Origin of the sequence: Arachidicoccus sp. BS20, assembly GCF_001659705.1 — a bacterium.
In the GTDB taxonomy this organism is placed as follows: domain Bacteria; phylum Bacteroidota; class Bacteroidia; order Chitinophagales; family Chitinophagaceae; genus Arachidicoccus.
Window position 1 is genome coordinate 1933009 of record NZ_CP015971.1, and the last position, 12085, is coordinate 1945093.

Below are 12085 nucleotides of genomic sequence, written 5' to 3' on the forward strand. Positions count from 1 at the left end.
ACTTATGTATAATCCTAAAACTGAAATATGAAAATATGGATTATGAGAATGATAAGTTTTGCCGTTATCGGAACAACTGGAATGATCGTCGATTTCGGTGCGACTTGGGTTTTGAGGGAGAAAGCTAAAATGAATGAATATCTTGCAAATGCTATCGGTTTCGCACTTGCAGTTATCAATAATTTTCTTTTAAATAAGTATTGGACCTTTCATGATTTTCGTACATTAACGGCAATGCAATTTTCAAAATACGCGGCAATTAGCCTTGTCGGACTTTCTTTGAATAGTCTTTTCTTATATTTATTACATAAATTTTTACGTATTCCTTTCTATTGGGCAAAGTTTTTAGCGACAGCATTAGTTTTTCTTTGGAATTTCATTGCTAATAGTTATATTACATTCTCTTGATTTTGTAATGTTCAGAAAGTTAAAAATGAAATTTTGTATTAAAAAAACTCTCAGTAATGATACCATTATCGTGGGGGTTTCTTCAATTATATATATTATAGCAGCCATTAATCTTGATGGCTATTTTCACCCAGATGAACATTATCAAATTCTTGAATTTGCCAATTATAAGTTAGGCAAAATTGACGCTGGACAAATGCCATGGGAGTTTAATTATGAAATGCGCTCCTCATTTCAGCCATGGATTGCTTATCTGGCAATAAAGTTTTTTAACCTGTTTCAAGTGTGTAACCCGTTTATAATTGCCCTTGCATTAAGATTAATGACAGGTTGTTTTAGCATTTATGCAATAAGTAAATTTATACGGACAACCAGTAATCAATTAGACGAAAAATTTAAAGTACCCTATAAATGGCTATCTTTTATTATTTGGTTTCTGCCGTATTTGAGTATAAGATTTAGTTCTGAGATTTGGTCTGGGTTATTCTTTTTATTAGCGGTATGCTATTTGATTCCTGATATAAATCGTGGTTTCAAGTATTCCGTCATTGGAGGTATTTTTTTCGGGCTTTCTTATCTCTGTCGTTTCCAATCTGCAATAATGATAATTGGACTTGTACTTTGGCTGCTAATCATACAAAAAAGGAAGTTCAAGCAAATTATAATACTGTCTCTCTCCATTTTTTTAATAATTATTTTTGGCGTTTATATAGACTATCTGTATTATGGAGATTGGACGTTAACGGTCTGGAACTATTTCAATATGAATATCGTTAATGATATGGCTTCTGATTTTGGAGTAATGAGCGCTTATTCTTTTATGGTCGCTGCAATAAACCAAGCCTTATTCCCTTTTGGTATTTTGATTCTATTTTGTTTGGTTGTTCTTATAATTAGAGCTCCTAAATCGTTTGTGGTCTGGTGCGTTGCACCTTTACTTGTTATCCATTTGATAGTACCTCATAAAGAGGTAAGGTTTTTATTTCCTATTATATATTTTATACCATTTATTATCTTTAAAGCAGCGAGCTTAATCGCAAATCACTTTCAAAGAAATATTATCAAAGACAATAGATGGTTAACAAAATCTATTGACTTTATTTATCTATTGCCGATAACTATCAATATTATTTATCTAGTTGTAGCACTATTTTCCCCACCAATCCATGGGAGAATGGCAATAGCCAAATACATATACAATCATTACCCAAATGAGCAAATTCAATTGTTATCATTCAAGCAGAATAACCCTTTTAAACCTTATTCTGTATTGAGACAATCTTTTTACGAGATGAAAAATTTAGATTACGTCAGCATCAACCATTATGATACATTGCCACAGATTAAAATAATACCATTCTCGACAATTAAACTGCTCGTTATCAGGCGGAACGATTTCACAGATTCAACGATATCAAATTTAATTCATCAGTCGAAAATTACAATTGTAAAAACAGCAAACCCTTTATGGATTGATAAAATTAGGGATCTGGTAGGCATTAATAATAGTGAGTATATACTATGTAAATATAAATAAGCGAAGATAAAATTTTAGAAATGACAAATAATTTAATTAATATAGAATCAGACCAATACCTGCATAAAGTATATTTTTTTATAGGGGCTGCAACTCTTATTTTAATGGTAGCTTTCGTTTATAGCCCGGTGTCATATTTAAGTTTTTCAGGACCTGATGACCATTGGATGTTGTTAAAAAACCCATATATAAAGCCTGCTCATTACGATTGGGCATACTTCAATGCTATTTTTCACAGGGTCAATAATTTACAATATTCACCCTTAAATACACTTTATTATAGCTTTATATATAAAATCAACGGTTTCGATCCTTATTATTTTCATGTAATGAATATAATAATTCATTTTCTGAGTACTATATCTGTCTTCTATTTCGCCAAAAATATCTTAATTGCTTTCAAAATCGATAATATTCTGCCAATTTCATTTTTAACCGCAATGATTTGGGGAATTCATCCTTTAAACGTAGAAGCCGTTGCTTGGATTTCCGGTTCAAAAATATTGATTTGTACACTTTTGACTATAGTATCATTCAACCTTTTTATTGTGGGTTATACCAATAAGCAAATCATAAAACAAATTGGTAGTCTTCTCTTATTTATTATTTCATTCTTTTTTAAAGAGCAGGCGATAATTACGCCAATAATGTATCTGATTTTTATTCTATGCTATAAATTAAATGAGTCAGGAAAATTATTCTTTACTATTAGTGAAATTACATTTCTTGCTGTCTCTTTTATTATTTCATATTTTTTTATTCGAATTACAATCCAAGTAAATTATGGACCCGCACTTGAATTCCCGCCGATTAAATATTATCCCTTGATACAGAAGTTTCTCTTGATTTGTTACTGTGCTTATTTTTATATTTCCAATTTCTTTTTCCCAAGCGGTCTGCATTATAATTATCAGTTTCCATTTGATCCTTATGACATCACTCCACCGGAATTTAAGATTTATCCATTTATAATACTCGTCATTGTCGTCGCGGTTTTTTATTCGATTAAAAAGTCTAAAAACCAATATTTTAATATCTTCTGTATATTTCTTTGCATCGTTCAGATTTCTCTGGAATTACAAATACTTCCGATGACACGTCCAGCTGTCGTCGCTGATAGATATATGTATTTCCCGTTAATTCCTCTAATAATGACCATGTTGGTCTTTCTATTTAAATTTAAAAGAAATAAAGCCATTAGGCAGATATTGGATCCTATTTTCATAATATACATTTTATATTTATCGCTATATTGCTACCAAATGGCAAATTATTGGCAACACCTTAATTTAATTAAATCATGAATTACAATAAAAGAATAATTAATTTATTAATTGTCTTGTTGATTTTTTCAACTTGTTTTTCAGTTTATGCTTTGCTTGGAAAACATAAGGCCGCCTCTCCTGTATTTTTATTTATGTATAACAAAAATGTAAGGTCAGCAACCGAAGATTCGTTAGCTCACCCGAAATTTTGGGATAACTATCCATATTACATATTAATCAGTACCGGTGAGTATATCCATTTATCGAGATATTTGGATTGCGATACAACTTTAAAAAAATACCAGGACTTAAAAGAATATCTCAAAGAATCTAATGACATATTTTATAGATTCCATTATATTAAAGGGAATGATACAGTTTATCAGCAAACTCTTTCATCAATAACTAAGATTGACAGTAATATTATTATTTTAACTGACAAGTCATCGCTGAGTCTTCTGCCGAACTACCTAGATACATTGAAATGGTCTGATAAAATATTTTTGATAAAGAACCACCTCCCGATTTATCTGGAAAAGCCCAATTTATCTTATTTTTTTGAGATATCAGATAAGACTAAAGTGGAAAATCTCTTTGTTCCGAGAAAAGAAATATCAGAAATAACGGACAAATACCTTATGTACAGCCTCTCTCATTTGAAATAATTGTTACATAATGTAATCCATTAAGACTAATTTGATCCATATACATTAATGTAAACAATGGTTAGGTCTCCATATTTTTTGTCGTCAGCTTTGGTCCAAAGAAATTCTTTCTTTTCCTGGGCTGATCTTTCTTTCCAATCCCACTTAAAATTTTCTTTAACCATCACTTTGATAGTTAATGGGGTCGCTTTTTTTGTGCTATACTCTTCATATTGCTTCTTAGTAATAAAAAGAAAGGAAAATGATGATGGTTTATAATTGTTTCCTTCACCGGGAATAACCATCTTGATGTCCGGCTTTATTTCTCTCAATAAATATTTCAGAGGTTTTCCAATAAATTGATTTTTATTATCCGCTATTTTGTGGGCATCGTTAAGATTTTGCATCAATTGAGCCCTACATGAAGTTGTTACTGTAATGAATGCAAAGCACAGAACATATACAAGATTTGTTTTCATAATTTTCAATTTAATTACAATTTGTTTGACTGTAAGTGGTACTACCATCGGATGATGTTGATGTATTCGTATTTAATTTATTAAAATTTCCATTAGCATCTACTTTAAGCAACGCTACCCCTGCATTATAGTTGTCTAAAATATAGGATAATGCCATTTCATCTGCCATTTGATTGCCTTGGTCCTTAGCAGTCTGGTAGATGTCATTAAATTTGTCTGCCAAGGCATCGGGAAAATCTGGAGGGTATCCAGATATCTGACTTTCTGGATAATTCGTAAAGAAACTCGAAGCGGCGGTCGGATTTGTTATAACCAAAGCATACACCGTACCATTTGGCAATGTTACATATTTCGTGGAAAAAGAGGTAAATTCTTTGTTCCCGCTAATTAAGCCATACACATCACCGGCGGAAGGAGGGACACCATTTGGATGATTATGTATTGTGGCTACAGTGTTACTATTTATTCCTGTGGTTGTGTTGGTTTCGCCTCCTGAAGATACAGATGAGGCAGTGATGCTTCCATTACTTCCTTTGTTTAAGGCAACGGAATGTTCTTGTCCATCAGATGCGGCATTGTCAACAGCACTTAACCCTCCAGAATAGCCAGCTGTCTTTGAGATATTCGTTGCATTCTGTGATCCGGCTTTTGCGGCTGCGCAAGGGTCATCCGGTTGTGGAGGTGGAGTTGATGTCCCACCACCACCGCCTCCGCCAGAAGAAGGGTCAGATGGTGTAGGGTCATTACCTGTCGGATAAGAATCGCCCGGATCATTGCCCCAGCCGATTCCACTGGGATTAGAATCCGTCGGATCTGATGTTACCGATACTTCCCCTAAATCAGTGCCATCCCAAATAGAATCTCCGTCAGAATCCGTATCTCCAGTTCCGCTCGAACTTGTTGCGGTGTGTACCGCAGCTTCCTCATAGCTCGGTGTTGGGGCAGTGGTATTTAACGCAACTTTCTTTGAATCTCCCTCTTTTGTCATCGCTGCTAAGTTCGCACCGCCACTAAACCGCACATAAGTCTCTGCCGAGTGCAACGAATTGGCTATCCCTTGTACCATGCTGCCGATGCCGTTCTTAGGGAATATCCTTGCCACTCTTTTACCGTTCTTGTACACCGCTCCGCGTATGAATTCATTGTTAATACTGAATAACAATACTTCTCCTGTAAAAGTAGCCGGTTCGGAATAGGAACGAATATCCGGAAGATTACCTTTGGCTTTTATTAATGAATCCAAATACGATTTCTTGAATATCTCCAGTTGAACATAAGCATTGAAAGTTTTACGCGCTTTATTCCTGACAACAACGACATCTCTGAACCCCCTGTATTTTGTGCTGGTATCTGCATAATCTAACGGTATCATCAGCGCATTGGAACTGTGCCTGTACTGATGATGATAGTTCCAATCGGGCTCGCCAGCGAAAACACCGCGTGCATAAGAAACCAGTCTTGTTTTATCGCTGCCGGCAATGCTTTTAACATCAGCTATGTTACCGGAATATTCGTTTTGAAACCATGCCCGTGCATCGCTAACCGACAAGGAATCACTTTGGGCTGCAGGGGAACTCCAATAAGTATCTGACTTGGAACACGAATATAAATTAATAACAAGGACAGCTATGGCTATCATCCCCCATATTAATACATTTGGTTTTCTCATACATAAAGCGTTTTTGCACAGGAAGAAAATTAAATCTCGTTAACAAATATAACAATTCTTTCAAAATGCCAAAATTTATGCTAATTATATTTCTATTACCAAGGGAGCTTTCTATAAAATTTTTTGAATCAGCCAACCCAACCGGCATTCAAAAATCTATTAAAAAGGAAAGCCATAATTATCAAGTTAATACAGTAGATAAAATATAGCCATTTGGAACCGGGTTTAAATTGAATATACATATATAGAACAACAAAAACAGTCATATTGAAAAAATAAGATAATGTAGGAAAATAACTTTCATTTCCGGGTATCTTTCTGTCAAGTCCCAACATTAGCCAGGAAATCATCATTATTACTGTAAATGCCAATCCTTTTAATTTTCTATCTATCTCTTTATTATTCGAGAATTCAAGTGTAAAAATGATAAAGAAAGGTGTTGCAAAAATAAATCTGTTTATGCTCATCAACGACGTGCCATAGTCTTTTGACCGCACACCGCTAAAAAAAGTAGCTATAAAACCTATCATAGCAACATAGACCAAAGAAAACAAAACTTCCGGTCTTACTTTAATTTTATTCAAAGGATTTTTGTAATTGGACAGTAATAAAAACAAAATATAAAAGCCTGCCAATAGAGCAAATAAGAATGCCATGCCGTCCAACCATAACATATTAAAGTTACTTATTGTTGTCAATGGCAAAGTAGGTATCTGAAATTGCCGCCTCCAATGCTTCTGTACTTCAAAAAATACAAACCATTTGCCCGTATATAGATATTGAACTAAAAAAGCAATTAAACTACCGGATATTATTACAGCAGTGCCTAATAATATCCTTAATAGATTATGCTTATACGATTTTTCATTACTTAAATAGAAGTAGGTAAAAATTAAAGCAGGGATAAATACGACTCCCACAGATCTGGTAAGTGTTGTAATGATGAGACCTAATAAAATGATTGCAATGCGGTCTTTGTTCAATCCTATCAATAAAAGTGAGCTTCCAAGAAAAAAAAGAGCTTCGGAATAAGGGACAAAACAGAAAAACAAACTGGGTGTGGAAAGAAATAAAAGATTTTGCTTAAAACTCCATTTCTGGTTATTACTAAGTAAATAAAACCCTAAAAGAAAAATCAGGTAATTAAAAATAGTAATGCCTATTACATTTAAACCAAACCATCTCCATAAAAATGGAAAAAGCGGGAAAAATGCCATAGTTCCTCCTGTTGCTTCGCTATAATGATATCCGGCTTCCTGTATTTTCTTATACCATACCGCATCCCAATTAATTAAATTTTTATTTGTCGGATAAGCATTTATATACCCAAATTGATAAAGAATAAAATAAGCCATTGTAAAACATACAATATGGCAAATAATACTGGCAGGCAGCTGGTAGTCGGTAAAATTTTTTATAATCTTATGATTAATCTTTTTATTCAATTTTAAAAAGAGATAGCTTATGATTTAATAATTTGCAATTTTCAATATTTGAATGTTGGTAATTATAGTGGGCGATATTTTGTTATTATTGGCAACAGTATTTTTGACTTTTGCTATGCCGCCGAATATTCTTTCTTCAACCTCGTAGTTGACAGGCAGGGTGTTGCTTCGGCAGCAGCTAAGTGTCTAACTAAGAGATAATAATTCCGCTTTCTAATTCAATCGTGTTTTATCTGCATCTAAATAAATATTTATATCATATTGCTACCCTTATCCAAAATTAATTTAATGCTCTTCCTCTTAAACCCCATTGTTAGAGCCTCAGCAGTGTATTTTCCAGAATATAGCTTAGCCGATATACTACCTACAGAATCAGGAATAAACAATGTTTTATTAATTAATATCTTAGTGAATGCTGTATAAGATTTCTTATTTTCTTTTGAACAAATATTGAAATCAACTTTTGAAATATCTGATTCAAATAGACCATTCTCTTTGTTTTCCACTTTTGTTATAGTTACTCCATTATCTTGTTTCGACGAAAGAGAAGTTGTCTTACAAGAAAAGATGAAAGAACTAATAACAACCAAAAACATGAAGTGTCGCGTTGTAAAATATTTATTCATAATTTGGATTTATTAATTACATCCTATTGCTCCACTATCCGGCGATGTAGAGTTTACTGAGGAATTTGTTTACTCAAACGGTAACCAGCACATAAAACATCCAATGTTAAAATAACTATTTTGCAAAAATTACTTATAACAATCTCATTTGATTATTTCCATCCCCAAGAATACTTATCCAATTCCCAACCTGGCTCCCTTTTAACAAATAAACAATTAATAACAAGACCAGTATTTTTGAAATTGCAGGAAATTGATGCTGTATCATTCGTTAACGAAAGTTTTTTAATCAACATTTCAAACGAAGAAATTCTGTAATTAGACTTTGCTGCTATAGTAGTATCTTGTTCCTTCATGCGGAGCCGTTTAGAAATTCCTACAGTGTCAGGTATGAATACTTTTTCATTGGCTTCAATATATACAACTCTTTTCCCTAACCAGTTTATGATAAAAGGAAAACTTATAATATCATTTTTAACTATTTTCAATATGGAATCTCTATAAGGCAGCAAATCATTTAATAATGAAATAGAATTTAAAAAGGATTGCAAAACTTGGGCTGTATCAATTTGGTTGTAATTATTGACGCTCGTATTTGAATTCTCTCTATTAGTGCAATTTAACATAGCCAATGTGATTATCAAGGCTATAAAAAAAAAGTAGATAGATTTACATTTATACATAGTAATCAATTTCTAAAATTAACTATTCTTAATTTTTCTTATAAAATCTCCAACTGTACTCATACGCATTTGTTTCGTCTATGGTTATTCCATAGGCTTCATGTTCAAAACCGAGACCATATTCATAAGTGCGGTCAAGACCATTAAAAAAACGACCGTAATGTACAAACTCGTGTAAAGCAGTTACTGCCAGTAGAAAAGAGGTTGCTTCTATCGTACTTTGCAATTTTGCGATTTCAAGACCACGCACATAGGAGGCATCTATGTTTATTGCATTCGGATTTTCAGACCCGTCAAAATATCCAAATTCATCATCTAAATCTACGATGTTTATCGTGGGACCATTGCCAAAAGTCAAATCGTTCAAGATTTCCGACTTTGTCAATCCAGAAAAATCAATCAATGCCTGCAATACTTTAGGATCATTTAAAACGTAATTACGAAGATTCTTTACCATTTCAGTCAATCTAGGATATTTTTGTTGATCATCTTTTGACATTTTTAATGGTGGTGTAGTTCCTGTAGCACCCCCACCACCACCCCCTCCGCCAGAAGAAGGGTCTGAGGGTGTAGGGTCATTACCTGTCGGATAAGAATCGCCCGGATCATTGCCCCAGCCGATTCCACTGGGATTAGAATCCGTCGGATCTGATGTTACCGATACTTCCCCTAAATCAGTGCCATCCCAAATAGAATCTCCGTCAGAATCCGTATCTCCAGTTCCGCTCGAACTTGTTGCGGTGTGTACCGCAGCTTCCTCATAGCTCGGTGTTGGGGCAGTGGTATTTAACGCAACTTTCTTTGAATCTCCCTCTTTTGTCATCGCTGCTAAGTTCGCACCGCCACTAAACCGCACATAAGTCTCTGCCGAGTGCAACGAATTGGCTATCCCTTGTACCATGCTGCCGATGCCGTTCTTAGGGAATATCCTTGCCACTCTTTTACCGTTCTTGTACACCGCTCCGCGTATGAATTCATTGTTAATACTGAATAACAATACTTCTCCTGTAAAAGTAGCCGGTTCGGAATAGGAACGAATATCCGGAAGATTACCTTTGGCTTTTATTAATGAATCCAAATACGATTTCTTGAATATCTCCAGTTGAACATAAGCATTGAAAGTTTTACGCGCTTTATTCCTGACAACAACGACATCTCTGAACCCCCTGTATTTTGTGCTGGTATCTGCATAATCTAACGGTATCATCAGCGCATTGGAACTGTGCCTGTACTGATGATGATAGTTCCAATCGGGCTCGCCAGCGAAAACACCGCGTGCATAAGAAACCAGTCTTGTTTTATCGCTGCCGGCAATGCTTTTAACATCAGCTATGTTACCGGAATATTCGTTTTGAAACCATGCCCGTGCATCGCTAACCGACAAGGAATCACTTTGGGCTGCAGGGGAACTCCAATAAGTATCTGACTTGGAACACGAATATAAATTAATAACAAGGACAGCTATGGCTATCATCCCCCATATTAATACATTTGGTTTTCTCATACATAAAGCGTTTTTGCACAGGAAGAAAATTAAATCTCGTCAACAAATATAACAATTCTTTTAAAATACCAAAATTTATGCTAATTATATTTCTGTTACCAAGAGAGCTTTCTAAATAGAAGCCAATTGAGAGGTTGACTTCTATTTCTTTTTATATTTATGATATTTCTCGTCTGGATTGGTAATAATTAAAGTGTTTTTCTCTACTAAATTCTTCAACTCATTGGATAAACTTGAAGGGGATAATGAAATTCCATAATCATTATGGTAGAACGATATTAAATCTTTTACATATACGGCTTTATCCAAATAACCATTCGGAATAAATCTATCAGTGATAATTATTTTAATTGCGGGTTGTTTGTCAAGTAGATTATATGTATCAACAATTTTATGTTTCTTATGAAAAAGAACAATCCGATTTCTTAGCTCAGGCTCTAAAGGAATTTGATAATTAGTATCCGCAGCTTCTTTAAGTGTCAAGCCTAAAAAATAAACAACGTTAATAATGTTGTCCATACTTGCAGCTTTGCCTGCTTCTATGTCTTTAATTGTTCCCGTAGATAAGACAAGGGTATTCGCCAATTCCTCAATAGTAATATTAAGTTTCTTTCGTATTAATTTTAAATTCTTACCAATTTGCTTTTTCTCTTTATTTGCCAAATCTTGCATAGACAAATTGACAAAAACAATAAATTTCTATTTGGATAAATATTTGTCTATTTAAAAAATAAATTGTTACTTTGTAAATAGAAAATTATTTTGCGAACACATCATTAAAATAATTTGGTGCATTCGCTCATGAGTCTCGTCTTAGAAACCTCGGAAATTTCAAGCACGCGAGACGGTAAGCAAAATGCCCACGTTAAAGCCGTGGGCTCGCTTGTCCGTGTGCAGGGTCTCCGAGGACCTCTAAGGCGGAATAAGCAGAGTTCCACGGTCATTTTTGCTTGTGAATATTGAGGTCGAATTTTGGAACTACTTATAAGACTTATCCATAGTCATGGATGTTTTTTCCTTCGATATATAAACAACATATTCTAATTGCACAATTACACGTACAGCGTTCGCTGTACCGTGCCTGCGAATGCTTGTCAAAATGCATCTCCATCAAAATATTATTTGCCTGCAAACCTAAATATCCGGTATAGTTTATGGCGGGTAGCGCAGGCAATCGTATCTTCTCATGTACTTTCTACGCATTGCCTGCAAAGCCCGCCGGCCCTGAGTTTTCAATCAAACTTCTCATCTCTTTATTATGACAATAAATGAAATCGATATTTATCGTACCGGTAATGCTATGCTTTGCATTCAACAGCTTCGGGCAAATAAAACCGTTGTATATAGACGATTCTTTGCCTGATATTTCCTTTGGAAAAATCATCAACTATAAAGATAGTTCGGCAACCTTAGCCGACTTCAAAGGCAAACTCATACTCTTTGACTTTTGGTTTACACATTGCAGCTTCTGCATAGAAGCTATGCCAAAACTCGATTCGCTGCAAAAGCTTTATGGCAGCGAGTTGCAGGTTATCATGGTTACGAAAGACCCTTTGAAATTGGTACTGCCGTTCATTCAAAAATACGAACGGCTGCATCATGTAAAATGGACAATACCTGTCGTTGTAAATGATACTGTATTGCACCAGTATTTCAGGCACTGGTACGAACCGCACTATGCGTGGCTCGCGCCCGAAAACAGGCTTGTAGCGCAATCTTCCTTTTTCTTTCTCAACAAAGACATTGTAAAAGCTTATCTCAAACAGTTGCCCGAAGAATTGGTAAGAACAGGCTACACAACAGATTCAATCACTAAAAATTAATT

Annotated in this window: 12 protein-coding genes; 5 read left to right on the forward strand and 7 right to left on the reverse strand. The window is 34.6% G+C overall.

The genetic code is table 11. From position 1 onward, the window contains the following. The first annotated feature begins 27 nt into the window (after nt 1-27). From A9P82_RS08760 to A9P82_RS08775, 4 genes are read left to right on the forward strand one after another with little or no spacing between them, the layout of a single operon-like run. Nucleotides 28-408, forward strand: coding sequence for a GtrA family protein (locus A9P82_RS08760; RefSeq protein WP_066206804.1), 381 nt, complete (start codon nt 28-30; stop codon nt 406-408). Between the two features lie 25 nt (nt 409-433). Beyond that, nucleotides 434-1945 carry a glycosyltransferase family protein gene (locus A9P82_RS08765; RefSeq protein ID WP_066206807.1) on the forward strand — a complete coding sequence of 504 codons (1512 nt, stop codon included), beginning with the start codon at nt 434-436 and terminating at the stop codon, nt 1943-1945. Nucleotides 1946-1965: 20 nt separating this feature from the next. Further along, nucleotides 1966-3249, forward strand: coding sequence for a hypothetical protein (locus A9P82_RS08770; protein ID WP_066206810.1), 1284 nt, complete (start codon nt 1966-1968; stop codon nt 3247-3249). Beyond that, the gene (locus tag A9P82_RS08775; RefSeq protein ID WP_156522640.1) at nt 3246-3875 is read left to right on the forward strand and encodes a hypothetical protein; all 630 of its coding nucleotides are present in this window, start codon (nt 3246-3248) and stop codon (nt 3873-3875) included. The genes A9P82_RS08770 and A9P82_RS08775 overlap by 4 nt, the downstream gene beginning before the upstream one ends. Before the next feature lie 26 nt (nt 3876-3901). On the opposite strand, the gene A9P82_RS15280 is transcribed toward A9P82_RS08775, so the two are convergent. The 7 genes from A9P82_RS15280 to A9P82_RS08810 all read right to left on the reverse strand — a co-directional run bounded on the left by A9P82_RS15280 (nt 3902) and on the right by A9P82_RS08810 (nt 10932). Next, nucleotides 3902-4333 (reverse strand): hypothetical protein, encoded by a 432-nt coding sequence (locus tag A9P82_RS15280; RefSeq protein ID WP_156522641.1) that lies wholly within the window; start codon nt 4331-4333, stop codon nt 3902-3904. A gap of 10 nt (nt 4334-4343) precedes the next feature. Next, nucleotides 4344-6002, reverse strand: coding sequence for a hypothetical protein (locus A9P82_RS08785; RefSeq protein ID WP_156522642.1), 1659 nt, complete (start codon nt 6000-6002; stop codon nt 4344-4346). Between the two features lie 128 nt (nt 6003-6130). Beyond that, nucleotides 6131-7447 (reverse strand): hypothetical protein, encoded by a 1317-nt coding sequence (locus A9P82_RS08790; RefSeq protein ID WP_156522643.1) that lies wholly within the window; start codon nt 7445-7447, stop codon nt 6131-6133. A 251-nt stretch (nt 7448-7698) separates the two neighbouring features. Continuing rightward, nucleotides 7699-8073, reverse strand: coding sequence for a hypothetical protein (locus A9P82_RS08795; protein WP_156522644.1), 375 nt, complete (start codon nt 8071-8073; stop codon nt 7699-7701). A 152-nt stretch (nt 8074-8225) separates the two neighbouring features. Then, nucleotides 8226-8699, reverse strand: coding sequence for a hypothetical protein (locus tag A9P82_RS08800; RefSeq protein WP_066206829.1), 474 nt, complete (start codon nt 8697-8699; stop codon nt 8226-8228). 85 nt (nt 8700-8784) lie between these two features. Further along, nucleotides 8785-10260, reverse strand: a complete 1476-nt coding sequence (locus A9P82_RS08805) for a hypothetical protein (protein WP_082915287.1) — start codon at nt 10258-10260, stop codon at nt 8785-8787. 141 nt (nt 10261-10401) lie between these two features. Continuing rightward, nucleotides 10402-10932 (reverse strand): helix-turn-helix domain-containing protein, encoded by a 531-nt coding sequence (locus tag A9P82_RS08810; RefSeq protein WP_066206835.1) that lies wholly within the window; start codon nt 10930-10932, stop codon nt 10402-10404. Nucleotides 10933-11528: 596 nt separating this feature from the next. On the opposite strand from A9P82_RS08810, the gene A9P82_RS15285 reads away from it, so the two are divergent. Beyond that, nucleotides 11529-12083: a TlpA family protein disulfide reductase gene (locus A9P82_RS15285; protein WP_082915288.1), complete on the forward strand. Its 555-nt coding sequence runs from the start codon at nt 11529-11531 to the stop codon at nt 12081-12083. Nucleotides 12084-12085: the final 2 nt, after the last annotated feature.